The sequence below is a fragment of the Dactylosporangium sp. CA-052675 genome (assembly GCF_050947935.1).
In the GTDB taxonomy this organism is placed as follows: Bacteria; Actinomycetota; Actinomycetes; order Mycobacteriales; family Micromonosporaceae; genus Dactylosporangium.
This window is the reverse complement of sequence record NZ_CP192010.1, coordinates 534,152-554,838: the sequence shown is the minus strand read 5'-3', so window position 1 is coordinate 554,838 and position 20,687 is coordinate 534,152. Positions and strand designations below refer to the sequence as shown.

At 72.8% G+C, this 20,687-nt stretch carries 18 protein-coding genes; 10 read left to right on the top strand and 8 right to left on the bottom strand.

The features are described from left to right. Nucleotides 1–185: 185 nt before the first annotated feature. Nucleotides 186–575, bottom strand: coding sequence for a hypothetical protein (locus tag ACQP1P_RS02495; protein WP_433082713.1), 390 nt, complete (start codon nucleotides 573–575; stop codon nucleotides 186–188). Between the two features lie 102 nt (nucleotides 576–677). Between ACQP1P_RS02495 and ACQP1P_RS02490 the strand changes: the two genes are divergently transcribed. The 3 genes from ACQP1P_RS02490 (at nucleotide 678) to ACQP1P_RS02480 (ending at nucleotide 5,252) form a co-directional block, all read left to right on the top strand. Next, complete coding sequence (locus ACQP1P_RS02490) at nucleotides 678–1,292, top strand: UdgX family uracil-DNA binding protein (protein WP_433082711.1); 615 nt, start codon at nucleotides 678–680, stop codon at nucleotides 1,290–1,292. A gap of 218 nt (nucleotides 1,293–1,510) precedes the next feature. Continuing rightward, nucleotides 1,511–4,645 (top strand): diguanylate cyclase, encoded by a 3,135-nt coding sequence (locus tag ACQP1P_RS02485; protein ID WP_433082709.1) that lies wholly within the window; start codon nucleotides 1,511–1,513, stop codon nucleotides 4,643–4,645. A gap of 1 nt (nucleotide 4,646) precedes the next feature. Further along, entirely contained in the window at nucleotides 4,647–5,252 is a 606-nt protein-coding gene (locus tag ACQP1P_RS02480) for an HD domain-containing protein (RefSeq protein WP_433082707.1), read from the top strand. Here ACQP1P_RS02480 and bfr read toward each other — a convergent pair. Genes bfr through ACQP1P_RS02465 form a run of 3 tightly spaced genes read right to left on the bottom strand, consistent with a single transcriptional unit; the run spans nucleotide 5,230 to nucleotide 6,278 of the window. Next, a complete protein-coding gene (bfr, locus tag ACQP1P_RS02475; RefSeq protein ID WP_433082705.1) occupies nucleotides 5,230–5,709 on the bottom strand; it encodes a bacterioferritin in 480 nt (159 codons plus the stop codon). The two genes, ACQP1P_RS02480 and bfr, sit on opposite strands and share 23 nt — an antisense overlap. A 30-nt stretch (nucleotides 5,710–5,739) precedes the next feature. Next, nucleotides 5,740–5,925 (bottom strand): (2Fe-2S)-binding protein, encoded by a 186-nt coding sequence (locus ACQP1P_RS02470; RefSeq protein ID WP_433082704.1) that lies wholly within the window; start codon nucleotides 5,923–5,925, stop codon nucleotides 5,740–5,742. Nucleotides 5,926–5,966: 41 nt separating this feature from the next. Next, nucleotides 5,967–6,278: a DUF4031 domain-containing protein gene (locus ACQP1P_RS02465; RefSeq protein WP_433082702.1), complete on the bottom strand. Its 312-nt coding sequence runs from the start codon at nucleotides 6,276–6,278 to the stop codon at nucleotides 5,967–5,969. Nucleotides 6,279–6,297: 19 nt separating this feature from the next. On the opposite strand from ACQP1P_RS02465, the gene ACQP1P_RS02460 reads away from it, so the two are divergent. The 3 genes from ACQP1P_RS02460 to ACQP1P_RS02450 all read left to right on the top strand — a co-directional run bounded on the left by ACQP1P_RS02460 (nucleotide 6,298) and on the right by ACQP1P_RS02450 (nucleotide 8,474). Next, nucleotides 6,298–7,689, top strand: coding sequence for an FAD-binding oxidoreductase (locus tag ACQP1P_RS02460; RefSeq protein ID WP_433082700.1), 1,392 nt, complete (start codon nucleotides 6,298–6,300; stop codon nucleotides 7,687–7,689). Between the two features lie 86 nt (nucleotides 7,690–7,775). Further along, nucleotides 7,776–8,165, top strand: coding sequence for a hypothetical protein (locus ACQP1P_RS02455; protein WP_433082698.1), 390 nt, complete (start codon nucleotides 7,776–7,778; stop codon nucleotides 8,163–8,165). A 111-nt stretch (nucleotides 8,166–8,276) separates the two neighbouring features. Then, nucleotides 8,277–8,474: a hypothetical protein gene (locus tag ACQP1P_RS02450; protein ID WP_433082696.1), complete on the top strand. Its 198-nt coding sequence runs from the start codon at nucleotides 8,277–8,279 to the stop codon at nucleotides 8,472–8,474. Here the strand turns inward: ACQP1P_RS02450 and ACQP1P_RS02445 are convergent. Next, nucleotides 8,471–10,330 (bottom strand): glycerol-3-phosphate dehydrogenase/oxidase, encoded by a 1,860-nt coding sequence (locus tag ACQP1P_RS02445; protein ID WP_433082694.1) that lies wholly within the window; start codon nucleotides 10,328–10,330, stop codon nucleotides 8,471–8,473. The two genes, ACQP1P_RS02450 and ACQP1P_RS02445, sit on opposite strands and share 4 nt — an antisense overlap. A 68-nt stretch (nucleotides 10,331–10,398) precedes the next feature. Between ACQP1P_RS02445 and ACQP1P_RS02440 the strand changes: the two genes are divergently transcribed. Beyond that, a complete protein-coding gene (locus ACQP1P_RS02440) occupies nucleotides 10,399–10,839 on the top strand; it encodes an SRPBCC family protein (protein ID WP_433082692.1) in 441 nt (146 codons plus the stop codon). Here the strand turns inward: ACQP1P_RS02440 and ACQP1P_RS02435 are convergent, their stop codons facing one another. Further along, nucleotides 10,840–12,408, bottom strand: coding sequence for a phytoene desaturase family protein (locus ACQP1P_RS02435; RefSeq protein ID WP_433082690.1), 1,569 nt, complete (start codon nucleotides 12,406–12,408; stop codon nucleotides 10,840–10,842). A 62-nt stretch (nucleotides 12,409–12,470) separates the two neighbouring features. On the opposite strand from ACQP1P_RS02435, the gene ACQP1P_RS02430 reads away from it, so the two are divergent. Together ACQP1P_RS02430 and ACQP1P_RS02425 are read left to right on the top strand one after the other, a co-directional pair. Next, a complete protein-coding gene (locus ACQP1P_RS02430; RefSeq protein ID WP_433082688.1) occupies nucleotides 12,471–14,780 on the top strand; it encodes a S8 family serine peptidase in 2,310 nt (769 codons plus the stop codon). A gap of 1,527 nt (nucleotides 14,781–16,307) precedes the next feature. Continuing rightward, the gene (locus ACQP1P_RS02425; RefSeq protein WP_433082686.1) at nucleotides 16,308–17,318 is read left to right on the top strand and encodes a GNAT family N-acetyltransferase; all 1,011 of its coding nucleotides are present in this window, start codon (nucleotides 16,308–16,310) and stop codon (nucleotides 17,316–17,318) included. Nucleotides 17,319–17,416: 98 nt separating this feature from the next. Here ACQP1P_RS02425 and ACQP1P_RS02420 read toward each other — a convergent pair whose 3' ends face one another. Then, the gene (locus ACQP1P_RS02420) at nucleotides 17,417–17,656 is read right to left on the bottom strand and encodes a hypothetical protein (RefSeq protein ID WP_433082684.1); all 240 of its coding nucleotides are present in this window, start codon (nucleotides 17,654–17,656) and stop codon (nucleotides 17,417–17,419) included. A gap of 92 nt (nucleotides 17,657–17,748) precedes the next feature. On the opposite strand from ACQP1P_RS02420, the gene ACQP1P_RS02415 reads away from it, so the two are divergent. Next, the gene (locus ACQP1P_RS02415) at nucleotides 17,749–18,843 is read left to right on the top strand and encodes a dipeptidase (protein ID WP_433082682.1); all 1,095 of its coding nucleotides are present in this window, start codon (nucleotides 17,749–17,751) and stop codon (nucleotides 18,841–18,843) included. A 63-nt stretch (nucleotides 18,844–18,906) separates the two neighbouring features. Here ACQP1P_RS02415 and groL read toward each other — a convergent pair whose 3' ends face one another. After that, on the bottom strand, nucleotides 18,907–20,526 hold the full coding sequence (gene groL, locus ACQP1P_RS02410) for a chaperonin GroEL (protein ID WP_433082680.1): 1,620 nt from the start codon (nucleotides 20,524–20,526) through the stop codon (nucleotides 18,907–18,909). Between the last annotated feature and the right edge of the window lie 161 nt (nucleotides 20,527–20,687).

Below are 20,687 nucleotides of genomic sequence, written 5' to 3'. Positions count from 1 at the left end.
TCCGGCGCGCAGTACGCGGACGCCGAGGCCACTCGCGCGGCGTGGCGGGAGGCGGAACGGCTCGGGCGATACCCGGTCCGCATCTGGCCCCGAGGCCACTCCGAGCGGCCCTGACGCCGAACGAGACGCGGCCCGCCGGTTTGGCGGGCCGCGTCTGGTGTGTGGGTGCATGGGGTGTTGGTGGGTCAGTTGGCGGCTTCGAGTTCGGCGTTGGTGCCGGAGAACATGGTGCCGCTTTCGAAGCCGGTGGCGAAGCGCTCCTTGAGCATGTCGAGTTCGGCGAACTGGGCCTGGTGGGAGGACTCGGAGCCTTCGGCGGCGAAGACGTGGTCGTCGACGGACGCGTCGTGGGAGTAGTTGGTGTAGTCGTCGGACTCGTAGTGCACGGCGCCGGGGGCGTCGTACTCGACGTGGTGGCCCTGCGAGAAGTCGGTGGACTCGGCGGCGGAGTGGTCCTGCTCGTACACGCCGAACTGGCTGTTGTAGTCGGCCTCGGAACCCTCGGCCTGGTGCAGCTGGTCCAGCTCGCCGCTCTCCTGGCCCACCTCGTACTGCCCGTAGTCGACGTCGCTCATGGCTATCTCCCTGCATCAAAGTTCGTTTTGGTGGTACCGGGAACAGTAGGGAACCCGGGAACCGCGCAAATCCCGGAAACGTGCCACGGCCGAGGAGTGCCCATGGACAGGGACGCGAGCCTGGACGACCTGCGGCGGGCCGTGCAGGAGTGTCACGCGTGCGAGCTCTTCCGGGACACGACGCAGGCCGTGTTCGGGGAGGGGCCCGAGGACGCGCGGATGCTCGTCGTCGGGGAGCAGCCCGGCGATGTCGAGGACCGGCGCGGGCACCCGTTCGTCGGGCCGTCCGGGAAGGTGCTCGACCGCGCGTTCGGCGCGGCCGGGCTCGACCGGGACAGCATCTACCTCACCAACGCCGTCAAGCATTTCAAGCACCGCCCCGCGGCGCCCGGGAAGCGGCGGCTGCACCAGACGCCCGACCGGACCGAGATCGTGGCGTGCCGGCCCTGGCTCGTGGCCGAGCTCGCGCGCATACGCCCCGCGAAGGTCGTGGTGCTCGGGGCCACGGCGGCCAAGGCGCTGCTCGGGCCGGCGTTCCGGGTCACCCGCGAACGCGGCAAGGCGCTGCCGTGGCCGGCCAGTGCCGAGCACCCCGAGGACTTCGAGGGCGACGGCGTGCTCGTGGCGACCATCCACCCCTCGGCGGTCCTGCGCGCCGACGACCGCGAGGCCGCCTTCGCGGGGCTGGTCGAGGATCTCAAGGCGGTCCGGGACTAGCAGGCCCGGCCGTCCGCGCCCGCCGACGTCGGGCTGCTCGATGCCGGTGCGGCCGATGCGGTGATCACGGGCTCCCCGGTCGGCGGCCGCCGAAAGGGACGAACGGCGCCCCGGGATCGTCCGGCCGCCGGACACCGGAGACCCGACACGTGTCACCCGATGCGCCAATTGCTCCCGAACACCTCAGCGGGGCCCCGCGAACGCCGATCAAGCTGGCGATGAACGTGCAGGATCCCGTCACCGGCGCCCACTCGCGCGCCGCCCTGGACGCCGCCCTGCACGAGGTCGGCGGGGCCAGCCTGCTGCTGTTCGACGTCGACCACTTCAAGACCGTCAACGACGCCTTCGGGCACCTGCGCGGCGACATGCTGCTGCGGCAGCTCGCCGAGCGTATCCAGGGGCTCATCCGGGCCGAGGACGTGCTGTTCCGCTACGGCGGCGACGAGTTCGTGCTGCTGCTGCCGGACACCGCGGCCGACGAGGCGCTGCGGCTGGCCATCCGGCTGACCGATGAGGTGCGGGCGCGGGAGTTCGCGGGGACCCCGCCGCTGCACCTGTCGATCAGCATGGGGGTGGCGTCCAGCCCGGCCGACGGTACCGATGGCGAGACCCTCATCGCCGTGGCGGACCGCCGCAACTATCTGGCCAAGCGGCGGGGCCGGGGCCAGGCGGTCGGCGACGACATCGAGGCGGACCCGGCCGCCGGCTCGTCGCGCCTGTGGGAGCGCGACGCCGCGCTCAGCGCCACGCAGGAGTTCATGACCCGCGTGTCGGCGGGCCTGCGCGGGGCGCTGCGCGTCACGGGCCCCAAGGGCGCGGGTCACACGCGGTTCCTGCGCGAGGTGGCCCAGATCGCGCGGCTGCGGGGCTTCGCGACGGAGCTTGCGGGCAGTACCACGGCGGAACCGGGCGAACCCGTGATCCTCCTCGCGGACGTGGGCGAGCCCGTGCCCGCGCTCGGGGACGCCTGCGCGGTCGTCTACGCCACCACCGACCTCGGCGGCCCCGCCGACACCGGCGAGACCGTGATCGAGCTGGCGCCGTGGTCGCCGGCGACGCTGCGGATCTGGCTGCGCATCGCGCTCGCCGGGGAGCCGACCCAGGCGCTGCTGGACCGGCTCGTCGAGCGCTCGGGCGGGCTGCCGGCCCGGGCCGAGGCCGAGCTGCAGCGGCTGCGGGCCCGGGGCGAGCTCGTCGCGGCCGGGGACGGCACCTGGGGCGTGAAGCCCGCCGCGCCCAAGCGGCGGCGCAGCCGGCTGCCGGTGCCGATGACCAAGCTCGTCGGCCGCGACCGTGAGACCGCGCGGGTCGCCGGGCTGATCCGCGACGGGCGGCTGGTGACGCTGGTGGGGCCGGGCGGCATCGGCAAGACCCGGCTGTCGCTGGCCGCGGCCGGCGCGGTCGCGGACGAGTTCGCCGACGGCGCGGTGTTCGTACCGCTGGCCGACACCACGAACGCCGAGCTGCTCACCGCCGCCCTGGCCCGCGCCCTGCACGTGGCCGAGCTGCCCGACCAGCACCTGTTCGACACGGTGCTCGACCAGCTGGCCGAGGCCGAGCAGCTGCTCGTGCTCGACAACTTCGAGCAGGTCGTCGACGACGGCGCGGCGCTGGTCAGCGACCTGCTGGCCGCGGCGCCGGGGGTGCGCGCGCTGGTCACGAGCCGCGAGCGTCTGTCGTTGTACGGCGAGCAGGTCTACCAGGTCCCGACGCTCGCCGACTCGCCCGCCGTGATGCTGTTCGAGCAGCGGGCGCGCGCGGTCGACGCCGACTTCGAGATCACCATCGACACCGCGCTGCCCGTCGCGCAGCTGTGCCGCCGCCTCGACGGCCTGCCGCTGGCGATCGAGCTGGCCGCGGCCCGCATCGACCGCTGGAGCCCGGACGAGCTGCTCGACCACCTCACCGAGCACCTCGACCGGGAGCTGGACACGCTCGGCGGCTCCGGCCCACGCGACCTGCCGGCCCGCCAGCAGACCCTGCGCGGCGCGATCGACTGGAGCTTCGTGCTGCTCGACGGCGAGGAGCAGCGGCTCATGACCGAGCTGTCGGTCTTCGTCGGCGGCTGGACGGCGGCGGCGGCGCTGGCCGTCACGCTGCCGGGCGGTGATCCCGACCTGCTGGAGAAGCGCCTCGCCGCGCTGGTCGACAAGCATCTCGTGGTGCGCGACGACGATGACGGGCGCTACCACCTGCTGTCGACGATCCGCGCGTACGCCCGCAACCGCCTCGGCGACGAGCGCGGCCCGGCCGACCGGCACGCCGGCTTCTACGCGGCGTTCGCCGAGGCCTCCGCTGCCGGGCTCACCGGGCCGGAGCAGGTGGAGTGGACCGGGCGGATCGAGACCGACTACGAGAACGTGCGGGCCGCGTTCGGGCACTCCGACGCCGCGACGCGCACGCGGATCTGCCTGGGGCTGTGGCGCTACTGGCGCAACGGCGCGCACATCGGCGAGGGCCGCGACTGGCTCGCCCGCGTCCTCGCGCAGGACACGGACGACGACGGCACCCGGGCGCGGCTGCTGCACGCGGCGGCGATCCTGGCCGCGACCCAGGACGAGCACGAGGTCGCGTTCGGGCTCGGGGCGGAGAGCCTGCGGCGCGCGACCGCGGCCGGGGACCGGGCCACGATCGGCCACGCGCACAACGCGATGGGCATCGCCGCGATCGGCGGCGGCGACCACGAGGAGGCCACCGCGCACTTCGGCGAGAGCCTCGCGGTGTGGCGCGAGCTGGACGTGCCGCAGGGCGTGGCCGCGTCACTGGGCAACCTCGGCAAGGTCTCGCTCAGCCGGGGCGACTACGCGGCGGCGGAGCGGTACGCCAACGAGTGCCTCGACCTGGAGCGCGCCAACGGCAACACGCGCGGGATCCTGCTCGCGCTCGAGTGCGCCGGGCAGGCCCTGCTCGGCCGGGGCGACGTGGCGGGCGCCCGCGCGGCGCTGGACGAGAGCCTGGCGCTGAGCCGGCAGATCGGCGACGCGTTCGGCGCGGCGATGGCCCAGCACCAGCTCGGGCTGGCCGCGCTGGCCGAGGGCGACCGCGTGGAGGCGCTGCGGCTGCTCGTCGCGGCGCTGGCCACCCGGCACGAGGTCGGTGACCGGCTGGACCTGGCGATCTCGCTGGACGTGGTCGCGTCCCTGCTCGCCGCGGACGACCCGGCGCACGCGGCCCGGCTGGTCGGGGCGGCCGACGGGCTGCGGGCCCGGCACCGGCTGCCGGAGCCGCCCGACGCGCAGACGCTGCGCTCGCAGACCCTGCCGCGCCTCGCCGCGCACCAGCGCGACCGGGCGGCCGGGCGCGCGGTGAGCCTCGAGCACGTCGTGGAGAGCGTGGAGCATCTACGCTCGTGACGTGATCGAGGCTTGGCAGCGGATCTTCCCGGGCGAGGAGACGGTCGGGCGCGAGCTGCTGGCGCGCTGGTCGCAGCCGCATCGGCGCTACCACACGCCCGAGCATCTGGCGCTCATGCTGCGCGTGATCGACGAGCACGCGCAACTCGCCGACGACCCGGACGCGGTGCGCCTGGCGGCGTGGTTCCACGACGCGGTCTACGAGGTGTTCGCGGCGGACAACGAGGAGCGCAGTGCGGCGCTGGCCGAGACGACCCTGGCCGCGCTCGGCTGCTCCCCGCGGCGCGCGGCGGAGGTCGCGCGACTGGTGCGCCTGACGGCCGGCCACGCGGTCGAGCCGGGCGACCGCAACGGCGCGCTGCTGGCCGACGCGGATCTGGCCATCCTGGCGGCGGACAAGGCGGACTACGACCGATATGCCGAGGCGGTGCGCGCGGAGTACGCGGCGGTACCGGATGACGTCTTCCGGCCGGGGCGCGCGGCCATTCTGCGCAATTTGGCGGATTTGCCGGAGATATTCCGAATTGTACCGGCACGGGCGGACTGGACCGCCCGTGCGCGGGTGAACCTGGAGGCCGAGATCGCTACGCTTCTGGGTGCTCGGTGACGTTCTGCAGGTACAGCGCCTCGCCGAACTTCTCGATGAGCGCGAGCTGCGTCTCGAGGTAGTCGACGTGGTGCTCCTCGTCGGCGAGGATCTCCTCGAAGATGTTCGCCGAGGTCACGTCGCCGATGGAGCGCATGTACTCGATGCCGCGGCGCAGCCGGTCGACCGCCTCCAGCTCGATCTGCATGTCGCACTTGAACTGCTCCGGCACGGACTCGCCGATGCGCAGCGGGAACAGGCGCTGATAGTTGGGCAGGCCTTCCAGGAACAGGATGCGATCGGTGAGCACCTCGGCGTGCTTCATCTCGTCGATCGACTCGTGTTTGGTGTACTTCGCCAGAATCGTGTATCCCCAGTTCTCCTGCATCTTGGCGTGCAGGAAGTACTGGTTGATCGCCGTCAGCTCGGCAGTGAGCTGCTCGTTCAGAAACTCGATGACTCGTGCGTCCCCTTGCATGCTGGCAGGTTACGCCTCTTATGCCCGTTTCTAGTGGAAAACGGGGACCGGGGCCGGGCTTTCGGCGTCGATCAGATCGGCGATGCGGTCGAGGCACGTGCCGCAGCCCGTGCCGGCGCCGCACTCGTCACCGACGGCGTCCTCGGTGTGGGCGCCGGACTGGATGACCCGGCGGATCTCGCACTCCCGCACGCGGTGACAGATGCAGACATACACAGCCCGTACTCCTCGCTTAGCCTTACCTAAGCAAGGGTCACCTAATCTATTCGCGGAAACAAGGGCTGACCTGGCTTTTTCTGGCCCTTCGAATCGGACAAATGACGCGGTCGGCGCAGCCCGGACGCAACCAGGCGCTCGACGATCACCCGCGAGGCGACCGGCCTGGCCCCCAGCCACACGGCGACCCGCGCCCGCTCGGCCGTCACGTCGTAGTGGTCGCGCTCGAACGCCCGCGGCGGCACCCCGATCAGCTCGGCGAACGCGTGCAGCTCGGCCGCCGAGACGTCGCTGATGAGATGGGCGAACAGGCGCCCGTGCGCGGGCCACCTCGGCGCGTCGATGTAGAGCACACGCACTAGCGTGCCAGGTATGAGCCTCGTCGAGGAGTTGCGTGCGGCCCTGCCCCACGAGGGCGGTGTCCTGACCGACCCGGATCTGCTGCACTCCTACGAGCACGACGAGGCGGACCTGGTGCCCTTCGGCACCCCGGCGGTCGTCGTGCGCCCGCGCACCACGGGCCAGGTCTCCGCCGTCCTGCGTGCCGCGAGCCGGCACAAGGTGCCGGTCATCCCGCAGGGCGCCCGCTCGGGCCTGGCCGGGGGCGCCAACGCCATCGACGGCGCCATCGTGCTGTCGCTGGTGCTGATGAACGAGATCATCGACATCGACACCGAGAACCGCATCGCCGTCGTCCAGCCGGGCGTCGTCAACGCCCAGCTGCGCCGCGCGGTGGCCGAGCGGGGCCTGTACTACCCGCCCGACCCCGGCTCCTGGGAGCAGTCGACCATCGGCGGCAACGTCTCGACCGACGCCGGGGGCATGTGCTGCGTGAAGTACGGGGTCACCAGCGACCACGTGCTCGGCCTGGAGGTCGTGCTCGCCGGCGGCGAGGTGCTCACGTGCGGCCGGCGCACCGCCAAGGGGGTCGCCGGCTACGACCTGACCAGCCTCTTCGTCGGCTCCGAGGGCACCCTGGGGGTGATCACCGAGGTCACCGTCCGGCTCCGCCCCGCCCCGGAGCCGTCGCTGACCCTCGTCGCCGTCTTCGACACGTTCCCGGCGGCCGGGGCCGCGGTCTCGGCCATCGTCGGCTCCGGGCTCCAGCCCAGCATGCTCGAGGTCATCGACCGGGTGGCGATGGGGGCGATCGAGGCGTACCGCCCGATGGACCTCCCCACGAACGCCGCCGCGCTGCTGATCGCCTCGGTCGACTCGGGCCGCCGCGCGCCCGACGACCTCGCGGCGATCTCGGCCATGTGCCGCTCGGCCCAGGCCGCCGACGTCTTCGTGGCCGCGGACGCCGAGGAGGCCGACGCGCTGCTCGCCGCCCGCCGCCTGGCCCACCCGGCCCTGGAGCATTTCGCGGCGCACCTGTTCCCGCTGGGCGGCGGGATCATGGTGGACGACGTGGCCGTACCGCGAACCCGGCTCGTCGAGCTGATCGAGGGCATCGAGCGCATCTCCCGCGAGCACGGCGTGGTCGTCGCGACGGTCGGCCACGCCGGGGACGGCAACCTGCACCCGGTCCTGGTGATCGACCGCTCGGACCCGGTGAGCCTGGCCCAGGGCCAGAAGGTCTTCGACGCCATCATGTCGCTGGGCCTGTCCCTCGGCGGGACGTCGACCGGCGAGCACGGCGTGGGCCTGCTCAAGCGCGACTGGCTCGCGCGCGAGATCGGCCCGACGGGTCTCAAGGCCCACCGCTCGATCAAGGCCGCCCTGGACCCCGACAACATCCTGAACCCCGGCAAGATCTTCTGACGGCACGTTTCCGGGATTCAGCCCGGCCCCGGGTTCCCTACCGTTCTTGTCATCACCGAGTTGCCTTTGATGACAGGGAGATAGCCATGAGCGACGTCGACTACGGGCAGTACGAGGCGGGCCAGGAGAGCGGCGAGCTGGACCAGCTGCACCAGGCCGAGGGTTCCGAGGCCGACTACAACAGCCAGTTCGGCGTGTACGAGCAGGACCACTCCGCCGCCGAGTCCACCGACTTCTCGCAGGGCCACCACGTCGAGTACGACGCCCCCGGCGCCGTGCACTACGAGTCCGACGACTACACCAACTACTCCCACGACGCGTCCGTCGACGACCACGTCTTCGCCGCCGAAGGCTCCGAGTCCTCCCACCAGGCCCAGTTCGCCGAGCTCGACATGCTCAAGGAGCGCTTCGCCACCGGCTTCGAAAGCGGCACCATGTTCTCCGGCACCAACGCCGAACTCGAAGCCGCCAACTGACCCACCAACACCCCATGCACCCACACACCAGACGCGGCCCGCCAAACCGGCGGGCCGCGTCTGCGTTGCGCGGGCGGGCACGAGGTGGCGCGCCGGCCGCACGGATGCCCAGTGCCGCACTACGTGAGGCTGCTCGACGCCGACCACGCGGTCGCCGCCGAACAGGATGCCGGCCAGCGCACCAGGCTGTGGACGCTCCGCCAGAACTTCATCGACGAGTCCAAGCGAGCCCTCACGCTTCCGCGTGCCTGGCGCAAGACGCCGCGCCCGAAGCCCGCGGCGGCCACCGAGCTCGAAGCCGCCGGCTAGGCCCGGTCCTGGAGCACGGACGCGCGGTCCGCCTGGAAGCCGCGGACGTCCGGGGCGCCCAGGCGGGCCGCGTCCGCGGTCAGGTCGTCCGGCATGCGCTGCGACTCCTGCTCCGCCGCCACCCGCGCCAGGTAGTGGTCCACCTCGCGCGAGCGCGTCGCGGCGTCCCAGCCCAGCACGTCGCCCATCACGCGGGCCGCGTCCAGGGCCGAGGCCGTCCCGCGGTGCTCCGTCTCGAACGAGATCCGCGTGCGCCGGGTCAGCACGTCCTCCAGGTGCAGCGCGCCCTCGGCCAGGGCCGCGTACGCCACCTCCGCCGCCAGGTACTCCGGCGCGCCCGCGACCGGGCGGCGCAGCTCCGGGTCGAGCGCGAGCACCTCGAAGGCCAGCGAGCCGTAGCGCTCGAGCAGGTGCTCGAGGACGCCCACCGGCAGGCCGTGCCGGCGGGCCAGATCCGCCCGGTTCGTCCACAGTGGATGGTACCCGTCCGCGCCGAGCAGCGGCAGGTCCGCCGTCCGCGACGCGGGCACCAGGCCGCCGTGCCGGCGCAGGCCGCCCAGGCGATGGGCCACCCGGTCGATGACGTCCGCCGCCATCACGCGATACGTCGTGTACTTGCCGCCGGCGATCAGCATCAGGCCCAGCATGGGCTCGACGACGGCGTGGGTGCGCGAGAGCGCCGACGTCTGCTCGTCGCGGCTGTGGGGCTGGCGGTGCCGCGCCTCCCGGGAGAGCAGCGGGCGCAGGCCCGCGTAGACGCCCTCGATGTCCTGCGTGCCCAGGGGGCGGTCCAGCACGGCGTTGACCTGGCCCAGCAGGTAGGCGATGTCCGTCGCCGACGCCGCGGGGTGACCCCGGTCCAGGGTCCAGTCCGTGTCCGTGGTGCCGATGATCCAGTGGCCGCCCCACGGGATGACGAAGAGGACCGACGTGGGCGTACGCAGGATGAGTCCGGCCTCTCCCGTGATGGCCGAGCGCGGTACGACCAGATGCACCCCCTTGCTGGCCCGCACCTGCAGGCCGGCCGACTCGCGCGGCCCCTGGCCCGAGAGCATGCCGGCGATGTCGTCCATCCACACGCCGGTCGCGGCGACGACCGTGCGCGCCCGGACCTCGAACTCTTCGCGCGACTCCAGGTCCCGCACGCGCACGCCGGTGACCTCGCGGGCGTCGCGCAGCAGGCCGACCGCGCGGGCGCTGGGCACGATCGCGGCGCCCAGACCGGCCGCGGTGCGGGCGAGCGTCGCGACCAGCCGGGCGTCGTCGACCTGGCCGTCGTAGTACTGAATCGCGCCGCTGATCGCGTCCTCCCGCAGCGACGGGAAGCGGCGGTGCGTCTCCGCCCGCGACAGGTGCCGGTGCAGGGGCATCCCCCGCGGCGACGAGCGGCGCAGGCGCGCGGTCGCGGCGAAGGCGTCGTAGAGCCCGACGCCGGCACCGTAGTAGGCGCGCTGCCAGACCCGCTGCCCCAGCCCGGCGAAGCCGCGGTGGGACGGCAGCGGCACGAGGATCGGCACGGGGCGCACGAGGTGCGGCGCGAGCCGGGACGCGAGCAGGCCGCGCTCCTGAAGAGCCTCGGTGACCAGGCCGAACTCGAGCTGCTCGAGGTAGCGCAGGCCGCCGTGGATGAGCTTGGAGGACCGGCTCGACGTGCCGGCGGCCAGGTCGCGGGCCTCGATCAGCGCGACCGACAGGCCGCGGGAGGCGGCGTCGAGCGCGGCTCCGGCGCCCGTCACGCCGCCGCCGATGATCAGGACGTCGAAGCGCTCCCGGCGCAGGCGGGCCACGTCGCCGGCGCGGCGCGCGGGCGACAGGCGCGAGGCCTCGAAGCGGGACGTGGAGGGTTCACGGCGCACTACTACACGGTAGCCTCGCCCGTCACGCCGCTGGTGTGAGATGCCCGGGCGGGGGAATGAGAGGTGACGTGTCCATCACCGAACGCATCGTGCGCGCACCCGCCGAGACCGTGTACTCCGTGCTCTCCGACGGCTGGTCGTACTCCGACTGGGTGGTCGGCACCGCACACGTCCGAGACGTCGACGAGGCCTGGCCGGCCCCCGGGTCGCGGCTGCACCACAAGGCGGGCCCCTGGCCGGTGTCGATCAAGGACCGCAGCGAGTCCCTGGACTGGGACCCGGGGCGGATGCTGCTGCTGAAGGTCCACGTCTGGCCGCTCGGCGCGGGCCACGTGCGCTTCACCCTCGACCCGCTGGACGATCAGGCGACCCGGATCACGATGCAGGAGCAGTTCACCGACGGCCCGATGCTGGGTGTGCGCAACAAGCTCGGCGATCTCTTCCTGCACTTCCGCAACAACGAGGCCCTGCAGCGCCTGGCCGACCTCGCCGAGCGCCGCAAGGGCTAGTCACGGGTAGATGCGGCGCAAAGCCGCGCGGATCGCGGCCTGGTACGCGTCGCCGAGCACGGGCTTGTTGCGGGCCAGCGCCGCGCGCGCCGCGTTCGCACCCGGCGCACCGTGCACCCCGCCACCCGGGTGGGCGCTCGCGCTGGCGAGGTACAACCGGTCGATCGGCGTGTCCGCCCTCCCGAGTCCGGCCGTCGGCCGCCAGACGACCTGCTGGTAGGCCCCGGCCGTCCCGCCGTTGATCGCCCCGTCGACCAGCGAGGGGTTCTTGGCCTGCAGCTCGCGGGGGCCGGACACGTGCCGGGCGAGCACCAGGTCGTCGAAGCCGGGCGCGTGGCGCCGCAGCACGTCGGTGACGCGCTCCACGTGGGCGGACACCTGCTCCGCGGTGACACCGCGAGGGAGATGGGTGTACGCCCACAGCGACTCGGTCCCGGCCGGTGAACGGCTCGGGTCGGCCGTCGTCATCTGGCCCACGAGCAGGAACGGCTCCTCGGGCGGGCGGCCCGTCGACAGGTCCGCCGCGTATCGCACGGGGTCCGAGCCCACGTGCACCGTGCCGGCCCCGGCGACGTCCGGCGAGATCCACGGCACCGGCCCGGAGAGCGCCCAGTCGATCTTCAGCGTGGCGTTGTCCCAGCGGAAGCCGGCCAGATCCGCCAGCAGCCGCCCGGGCAGATGCTCCGGCTTGATCATCGATTGGTACAGCGGGAGCGCGGGGACGTCCGCGACGACCGCCCGGCGGGCCCGGAAGAGCCGCCCGTCCGCGCAGCGCACGCCGAGCGCCCGGCCGCCGCCCACGATCACCTCCTCGACCGCCGCGCGGAGGTGCACGACGCCGGAGAAGCGGCGCAGCAGGGCCTCGGTGATCTGCTGCGCGCCGCCCTCCGGCACGGGGAAGCCGTGCTGCTGCGCCAGCATCGCCAGCAGCCAGCCGAAGCCGCCGCCGGCCGCGTCGTCGGGGGCCAGATCGGTGTGCAGGGCCAGGCCGGTGAGCAGCATCCGGGCACCCTCGCCCGCGAACAGCTCCTCGCCCAGCACCCGCGCGGGCACCAGGAAACGCCGCCCGAGCCGCAGCGTGCCGCCGACGCCCGCGGTCCGCGCGAGGCGGGCGCCGGCACGGATCGGCGGGAACGGGGTGAGCAGGGCGGGGACGAGCATGGGGGCGAGGTTGCGCCACTCGGAGTACCACTGCCGCCAAGCCTTGCCGTCGCCCGGCGCGAACCGTTCGAGCGACTCGGCCGTGAGGTCGAGCTCGCGGCTGATCACGGCGGCGCGGCCGTCGGGGAACAGGTGCGCCACCACCTCGGGCGCATGCGTCCAGCGCAGGCCGTGCGACTCCAGGTCGAGCGCGTGCAGCGGCGGCGAGGCGGCCGACAGCGGGTAGAACGCGCTGCACAGGTCGTTGACGAACCCGGGCGCGGTGATCTCGGCCGAGCGGACCGCCCCGCCGGCGTGCTCGGTCGCCTCGAGCACGACGACGTCCCAGCCCGCGTCGGCGAGCATGTTCGCGGCGACCAGGCCGTTGTGCCCGGCGCCGATGACGACCGCGTCCACGGTTTCGGTCATGCCCCTCAGTCTCCCTCCTGCGTCCTCACGTTTTGTCATACCCGGCCCGTAGCATCCGGACCATGACAGCGCCGTCGAGACGAAGCTGGGGTTGGTCACTCGCCCTCACCATCGTGCTCGGCCTCTGGGTGCCGTTCGTCATCGTGGTGCCGAATGCGGGCGTCTGGCTCGTCGCCGACACGCTCACCATCGAGGGCGAGCCGGCGCCGCGCGCGCTGTGGCTCGCGGTCGCGGTGACCGGCCTGGCGCTCGCCGGGGTGCCGGCGCTGCTGCTCGGCCTGCTGTCACCGGTGTGGTTCGCGCGGCTGGCGGGCCGGCAGTGGGCCCTCGCCGCCGGCTTCGGGGCGCTGTTGGGCGTCGCGCGCCTGGTGCCGCCGACCTATCACGAGCTCTATCTCGCCGTCCTGGCCGCGCTCGCCGCCGCGGCGGCCCTGGTCCACCGGCTCGTCACCGGGCCGCTGCAGCCGCGCATCGAGCCGGACCGCTGGATGCCGTGGCTGTCGCTCGCCGCCGGGCTGCTGCTCCTGCTGCCGTGGCTGTGGGTGGGCGCGCTCGGCGGGGCGGCCGAGACCGTGCTCGCCCTGGTGGCGGCGCTCGCGATCGCCTGGCTCGCGACCCGCCCGCTGCTCACGCTCACCATCCGCACGCCGACCGGCGGCAACGCCTGGGGCCGCGCGGCGGTGGGCGGCCTGCTCGCGGGCGTGGCGCTCGTGCCGCTCGCGGCCGGCGTCGGCGAGCCGGCGGTGCAGCTCCTCGCCCTGCTGTGCGTGCCGCCGGCCGGGTTCGCCCTGGCCGCGCTGCGCCGGTCCGGGATGCCCTCGGTCGTCGCGCTGCTCACGCCCGTGCTGTTCGGCCCGCTCGCGCTCGTCGACCCCGACGAGACCTCGCTGATCCTGGGCCTGCGCGACGGGCTCTACTGGGGCGCCATCGGCGCCGCCACGGCGGGCGGGCTGGCCTTGCTCACCGCGGTCCTGCTGCTGGTCGTGTTCCGGCGGTGGCGCTGGCACGCCTGGCTCGCCGGGGCGCTCGCGCTCGTGGTGGCCGCGGCCGGCGCGACGGTGTATGTCGGGCTCGGGCGGCCCGGGCTGCACGGCGAGCGGCTCTTCGTGGTCATGCGCGAGCAGGCCGACCTGAGCGGGATCGCCTCGATAGCCGATCGCGGCGAGCGGGGGCGGGCGACCTACGAGCGGCTGGTCGCGACCGCCGAGCGCAGCCAGGCCGCGCTGCGGGCCGACCTGCGCTCCAAGCACGTCGCATTCACCCCGTTCTACCTGGTCAACGGCGTCGAGGTGGACGCCGGCCCGGTCGCCCGGCAGTGGCTGGCGGGCCGCTCCGACGTCGCCCACGTGCTGCTCAACCCGCAGCTGCGCCCGCTGCCGGCCGTCGCCGAGCCGATGCACGGGTCGCGGCCCGCGCCGACGGCGACGCCCTGGAACCTGACGCTGATCGGGGCGGATCGGGTCTGGGAGCGGTACTCCACCGGCAAGGGCATCGTCGTGGGCAGCTCGGACTCGGGCGTCGACGGCACCCACCCGGCCCTGCGCGGCAACTTCCGCGGCGGCGACGACTCGTGGCTCGACCCCTACGACGGCGCGCGCACGCCCACGGACCACAACGGCCACGGCACGCACACCATGGCCACCGCGGTCGGCAAGGGCGTCGGTGTCGCGCCCGGCGCCGAGTGGACCGCGTGCGAGAACCTGCCCCGCAACCTGGGCAGCATGGCCAACTACGTGACGTGCCTGCAGTTCATGCTCGCCCCCTACGCGCCGGGCGCCGACCCTTGGCACGCGGGCCGCCCCGACCGCGCCCCGCAGGTCCTGACGAACTCGTGGGGCTGCCCGGCCGTCGAGGGCTGCGACGAGTTCTCGATGCGCCCCGCGATCGACGCCTTCACGGCCGCGGGCATCTTCTTCGTCGCCGCGGCGGGCAACACCGGCCCGCGCTGCGGCTCCATCACCGACCCCCCGGCGAACTACGCCGCGACCGTGACGGTCGGCGCTGTGGACCGCGCCGCGCGCGTGGCCGACTTCTCCAGCCGCGGCCCGACGGCCGACGGCCTGTCGAAGCCGGACCTGATGGCCCCCGGCGTGGACATCCTGTCGGCCCTGCCGGGCGGCGGCTACGACGAGCTGAGCGGCACGTCGATGGCGACGCCCCACGTGGCGGGCGTGGTCGCGCTGATGTGGTCGGCCAACCCGTCGCTGATCGGCAACATCGCCAGGACGCGCGATATCCTGCGCTCCACGACCCGCCCGGCGACGCCGGGCGGCACCGCGTGCGGCGCCCTGTCGAACACCGTGGGCGCGGGCCTGATCGACGCTTACGCGGCGGTCCAGGCCGCGGTCGCGCTCAAGACCCCGTCGCCCTAGCCCAGCCCCTTGAACCCTGACGCCCGAGCTCCGGCCGCGCCAACAACACCGCCGCCCTCCGTTCTCAGCCAACTACACAACGTATCGATCAAGCTCATCAGTTTTTATGAATCGTGTATGGTGCTTTTAGCAAGTCGGAACGGGGCACCCCTGGAGCCACGTGAACTCTTCACCGAGCCTTCTCTTCCACGAGCCGACCACTCCCCCCGGTCTCCTGGTTCCGGGTACGACGATCGCGCGCGACACCGAACTCGAGCGTCGCCGCGGCATTGGGATCGGCGCGTCGCTCGGCAGCGGGGCGCGGCGGCCCGGCGAGGCCACGGGCGCCGGCAGCCCAGGGCGTTGACGGGCCGGCGGCGCCGCCGATGCCACGGCGCCCGGCGCTACGGCACCGCCGGGGCCACTCCGCCTGCGGGGCTGCCGGGGCTGCGGGGCTGCCGGGGCTGCGGGGCTGCGGGGGCTGCGGGGCTGCGGGAGGCGATGGGGCTAAGGGTGAGGACCGCGGGGTTCGGGGATTCTCGGGGTGTGGCGCTGCTCGCCGTGCCAACGAGCCCATCGTCGCCGGCGTTTTCGCGGCCACCCTGGCCGAGGAAGCCGTACACCGCGGTGGCGTGCGCGCCTCGTCCGCCCGTACCGATCGGTGAACTTCTCCCGCAACCGAGAGGAGTCCTTCGTCGTCGGACGTCGTCCGCGCCGACGTGTTGATGCCGGCCTCGCCGGACGTCGTTGCTCCACTCGCCGCCCGGGCGCCGACCGGCACGGGCGAGCGCCACCCGCGGCGCCGCGGTTCGGACCGACTTGGTCCGCCCAGGCCGCCCGGGCTCGCCGACGAACGTCGTCCGGCCGTTCGATCTTCGAGCGGCGGCGCGGCAGGCGGCCTGCAGCGTCCCGAGCGCGGCGCTTCACGGCGACGGCGGTGCGGCAGGCGATCGGCAGCGACCTGGGACCTGGGCATGGGCCCTTCACGGTCCGATGCCCGACGCGGCCCGCGCCGTCGTGCACACCAACCGGCGAGCGTGGTTCGCCCAGCCCTCCCGCGCCAGGTGCCGCGCGCCAGCAGGGGCCCGAAACCGTGGCGCGTCTTGGATTCCCGCGAGGGACTGAGCGCCGGAGTCGGACATTACAGGCTTATCGTGGCAGTTGCTCCCAGCGGCGACGTCGCTGCGCAGCCGCGGCCGATGAGTGTCGGGCGGTTACACAAATGGTGCGATCCGCTGGTTGTGCGACAAGTCGGGCAATTCCGGGCAGTCGCGCAAATGGAGTGCCGGTGGACACTTGTCCATCCAGGGCCAGCACTCGCGGCACCGCGCTCAGGTCGTTGGAATGGCCTTCACCGCACGCCAAGGCACGATGCCGTTGGCGGCGGCGCCCGTGTCGATGGAACTTTCCGTATTTACAGCCTGTCAGGCGTTATTTGGTATTTAAAGTTTTTGCCCGATTTAGGGCAACGAGAGCGATGATTTGCGCTTGCTCACATCCGCGTGACTTGGGCCGACGCGCGTGCAAACAGTTAGGTATGTTTACCAAATGATCGTGGAGCTCGACGGTGTTGGCGGGGTTGGGGCGCTCCTCGCCCGGGCGCTCGACCTGCCGGAAGACGCCGCCGAGGCCGAGGTGCTCGCGAACCGGCTCGCGGCGCCGCCCCGTGGGCGGGTGGTGGTGCGGGTGGGGGCTTCCGACGGTACCGGTGTCGCCCTCGCGTCCATCAGCGACGCCGACCCGCGGCTCGGGCACGTCGAACTGCTCGCCGTGCTGCCCGAGGCGCGCCGCCGGGGCGTCGGGGCGGCGCTGCTGCACGCGGCCGAAGAGCGCCTCGCCGCCCTGGGCGCCACGCGGGTGCGGCTCGGCGGCAACCCACCGTGCTACGCGTGGCCGGGCATCGACGTGCGGTACACGCCGGCGGTGTGCCTGGCGCGGCGCGCCGGGTACAAGGTGACCGACACCGCCTGGAACATGACCGCGGACCTGACCCGCCTAGACCAGACGAACGAGACGCGGCCCAACGAGACACAGCCCAACGAGACGCGACCCGGCGAGACGCGGCCCAACGGGACACAGCCCGGCGAGGCGCGGTCCAACGAGGCGCGGTCCAAGGAGAAACAGCCCGGCGAGGCGCGGTCCGATGAGATGCGGATTGACGAGTCGCGGCTCGAAGGGCAAGGCGTGAAGGTCCTGCCGGCCGGACCCGACACGCCCGCGTGGGTGCGTTCCATCTGGGGCGACGGCTGGGCGTGGGAGGTCGAGCAGTCGCTGGGCCGCGACGGCGCCGGCTGTTACGTGGCCGTGCGCGACGGCGAGATCCTGGGCTTCGCGGCGTACGGCGCCAACCGCCCGAGCTGGTTCGGCCCCATGGGCACCGCTCCGGCCGCGGAGGGGCTCGGCGTGGGACGAGTACTGCTGCGCCGCTGCCTCGCCGACCAGCACTCGCTGGGTCTGCGGTCGGCGCAGATCGGCTGGGCAGGCCCGATCGGGTTCTACTCCAAGGCCGTGGCGGCCAGGGTCGAGCGCGTGTTCTGGATCTACACCAAGGATCTGTGAACGCATGTGGGGCAGGCCGTGGGTTCGCCACGGTCCTACCCCACACACGTGCCGCCGGTGCCCGTGATCCCCCGTCATGCCACGGGCGCCGACGTCGTCTACATGTCCGGCTGATTGCCGCGCTTCTGCTGCAGCGAGGACTGCGTCTTGGTGCGCGCGCGCATCGTCGCCGTGTTGGCGTTGGTGGACTCGCCCGTCATGATCGAGTCGGGCGTGATCATCATGTCGTCGGTGAGGTCCTGGTCCAGGTAGCCGAGATCGTCTTCGCTGCGGTGCATGCCGCGCTCGATGCTCTGGCCGGAGTCGAAGCTGCTGCTGTTCTTCTTGGACTTGCCCATGATCCCCCCTCATGTCGGCCCGACCTCACCATATGAGGACCGTTCGCATGTTGACGGCAAAACGCGCATATCCGGGCCCTAAGGTCGGGGCTATGAACGGCTCAGTGGTGCTGGACGGCCTGTTGGTGATGGACGGGCACAACGACCTGCCGTGGCGGCTGCGGGTGCGCGGCGGCGACGTCGATCTCAGCGGCGACCTGTCGAGCACCGGCCTGCACACCGACCTGCCCCGCCTGCGCCGCGGCGGGGTGGGGGCGCAGTTCTGGAGCGTGTACGTGCCGGACGACCGCCCGGAGCCCCAGGCCGCCGTCCAGGTCGTCGAGCAGGTCGAGCTGGTCCGGGGCCTGGTCGATCGCTACCCCTCGGCCCTGGCGCTGGCCACGAACGCCTACGAGGTCGAGCGGGCCCGCTCCGGCGGCCGCATCGCGTGCCTGCTGGGCGCCGAGGGCGGTCACTGCCTCGACAATTCCCTGGTGGTCCTGCGCTCGCTGCACAAGCTCGGGATTCGGTACCTCACGCTGACCCACTCCCGCAACACCGACTGGGCCGACAGCGCGACGGACACGCCCGCGTCCAACGGCCTGTCGCCGTTCGGCCGCGAGGTCGTGCGGGAGCTCAACCGCCTCGGGATGCTCTGCGACCTGTCGCACGTGTCCGACCAGACCATGCACGCGGCCCTGGACACCTCGGCGCACCCGGCGTTCTTCTCGCACTCCTCGGCCCGGGCGCTGTGCGACCACCGTCGCAACGTCCCAGATGACGTGCTGCTGCGCGTGCGGGACTCCGGCGGCGTGGTGATGGTGACGTTCGTGCCGTTCTTCCTGACCGACGCCTGCCGGGAGTGGGGCGAGGAGCTGGCGCGGGTGGAGGACGCGATCGCGGCGCCGTGGGACTCGCCGGAGTTCCTGCGGGAGCGCCGGGCCTGGATGGCGGCCAACCCGAGCCCGCCGACGACGGTGCGGGACGTGGCCGACCACGTCGAACACGTGCGCGCGGTGGCGGGCGTGGACGCGGTCGGCCTGGGCGGCGACTTCGACGGCACCGAGATCGTGCCCGAGGGCCTGCCGGACGTGTCGGCGTACCCGGCGCTGCTGGCCGAGCTGTCCGGGCGCGGCTGGTCGGAGCCGGAGCTGCGCAAGCTGGCCTGGGAGAACACCATGCGGGTCTTCAAGGCCACGTGCGGCTAGCCGGGAACAGCAACGCGGGCCGGCCCCCAGGGGAGCCGGCCCGCGTTGTTGGAGCTGGTGGACTCAGAAGTCCATGTCGCCGCCGCCGGGCGCGGCCGGCGCCTTCTCCTTCTCCGGCTTGTCCGCCACCACGGCCTCCGTGGTGAGGAACAGCGCCGCGATGGAGGCGGCGTTCTGCAGCGCGGAACGCGTCACCTTGGCCGGGTCGATGATGCCCTCGGCGAGCAGGTTGACGTATTCGCCGCTGGCGGCGTTGAGACCGTGGCCGGCCTCCAGGTTGCGCACGCGCTCGACGACGACGCCGCCCTCGAGGCCCGCGTTCACCGCGATCTGACGCAGCGGGGCGTCGAGCGCGACCTTGACGATGTTCGCACCGGTGGCCTCGTCGCCGACGAGGTCCAGCTTGTCGAACGCGGTCTTGCCGGCCTGCACGAGGGCCACGCCACCGCCGGGCACGATGCCCTCCTCGACGGCCGCCTTCGCGTTGCGAACGGCGTCCTCGATGCGGTGCTTGCGCTCCTTGAGCTCGACCTCGGTGGCCGCGCCGACCTTGATGACCGCAACGCCGCCGGCCAGCTTGGCCAGGCGCTCCTGCAGCTTCTCGCGGTCGTAGTCCGAGTCGCTCTTCTCGATCTCGGCGCGGATCTCGGCGACCCGGCCGTTGATCGCCTCGGCGTCACCGGCACCGTCGACGATGGTGGTCTCGTCCCGGCTCACCACGACCTTGCGGGCGCGGCCGAGCAGGCCCAGGTCGGCGTTCTCGAGCTTGAGGCCGAGGGTCTCGCTGATGACCTGACCACCGGTCAGGATGCCGATGTCGGCGAGCATCGCCTTGCGGCGGTCACCGAAGCCGGGGGCCTTGACGGCGACCGACTTGAACGTGCCGCGGATCTTGTTCACGACGAGGGTCGCCAGGGCCTCGGCCTCGACGTCCTCGGCGATGATGGCGAGCGGCTTGCCCGCCTGCATGACCTTCTCCAGCACCGGGAGGAGGTCCTTCACCGCGGAGATCTTCGACTCGACGATGAGGATGTAGGGGTCGTCGAGGACGGCCTCCATCCGGTCGCTGTCGGTCGCGAAGTAGGGCGAGATGTAGCCCTTGTCGAAGCGCATGCCCTCGGTGAGCTCGAGCTCGAGGCCGAAGGTGTTGCTCTCCTCGACGGTGATGACGCCTTCCTTGCCGACCTTGTCCATCGCCTCGGCGATGATCTCGCCGACGGTGCTGTCACCGGCGGAGATGGAGGCGGTGGAGGCGATCTGCTCCTTGGTCTCCACGTCCTTGGCGAGGTTGGCCAGCTCGTCGGCGACGGAGGCGACAGCCGCCTCGATGCCGCGCTTGAGGGCCATCGGGTTCGCGCCGGCCGCGACGTTGCGCAGGCCCTCGCGGACCAGCGCCTGCGCGAGCACGGTGGCCGTCGTCGTGCCGTCACCGGCGACGTCGTCGGTCTTCTTCGCGACTTCCTTGACCAGCTCGGCGCCGATCTTCTCGTACGGGTCCTCGAGCTCGATCTCCTTGGCGATGCTCACACCATCGTTGGTGATGGTGGGGGCGCCCCACTTCTTCTCGAGCACGACGTTGCGGCCCTTGGGGCCGAGGGTCACCTTGACGGCGTCGGCGAGCTGGTTCATGCCCCGCTCGAGACCGCGGCGCGCCTCTTCGTCGAACGCGATAATCTTGGCCATTCGGCGTTGTCCTCCTGGACACTCACGATTCGCCACGACCCCGTGGGGCCGGCGGCTCACCGCCTGCTTTCGCACCTTCAAGGACCCAGCCGGGTCCCCGGCGGTCGGGCCGGATGAGCCCGCGACGACCAGCCTCAGGTGATTGCCCACCAGAGGTCTGC

Bases quoted from the DNA above. Each gene is read 5' to 3' on its own strand.
- ACQP1P_RS02495 (WP_433082713.1), bottom strand. From the start codon at position 575: ATGAGCGACGTCGACTACGGGCAGTACGAGGTGGGCCAGGAGAGCGGC.
- ACQP1P_RS02415 (WP_433082682.1), top strand. From the start codon at position 17,749: ATGAACGGCTCAGTGGTGCTGGACGGCCTGTTGGTGATGGACGGGCAC.
- ACQP1P_RS02460 (WP_433082700.1), top strand. From the start codon at position 6,298: ATGAGCCTCGTCGAGGAGTTGCGTGCGGCCCTGCCCCACGAGGGCGGT.
- ACQP1P_RS02455 (WP_433082698.1), top strand. From the start codon at position 7,776: ATGAGCGACGTCGACTACGGGCAGTACGAGGCGGGCCAGGAGAGCGGC.
- groL (WP_433082680.1), bottom strand. From the start codon at position 20,526: ATGGCCAAGATTATCGCGTTCGACGAAGAGGCGCGCCGCGGTCTCGAG.
- ACQP1P_RS02420 (WP_433082684.1), bottom strand. From the start codon at position 17,656: ATGGGCAAGTCCAAGAAGAACAGCAGCAGCTTCGACTCCGGCCAGAGC.
- ACQP1P_RS02485 (WP_433082709.1), top strand. From the start codon at position 1,511: ATGAACGTGCAGGATCCCGTCACCGGCGCCCACTCGCGCGCCGCCCTG.
- ACQP1P_RS02490 (WP_433082711.1), top strand. From the start codon at position 678: ATGGACAGGGACGCGAGCCTGGACGACCTGCGGCGGGCCGTGCAGGAG.
- bfr (WP_433082705.1), bottom strand. From the start codon at position 5,709: ATGCAAGGGGACGCACGAGTCATCGAGTTTCTGAACGAGCAGCTCACT.
- ACQP1P_RS02425 (WP_433082686.1), top strand. From the start codon at position 16,308: ATGATCGTGGAGCTCGACGGTGTTGGCGGGGTTGGGGCGCTCCTCGCC.
- ACQP1P_RS02430 (WP_433082688.1), top strand. From the start codon at position 12,471: ATGACAGCGCCGTCGAGACGAAGCTGGGGTTGGTCACTCGCCCTCACC.
- ACQP1P_RS02435 (WP_433082690.1), bottom strand. From the start codon at position 12,408: ATGACCGAAACCGTGGACGCGGTCGTCATCGGCGCCGGGCACAACGGC.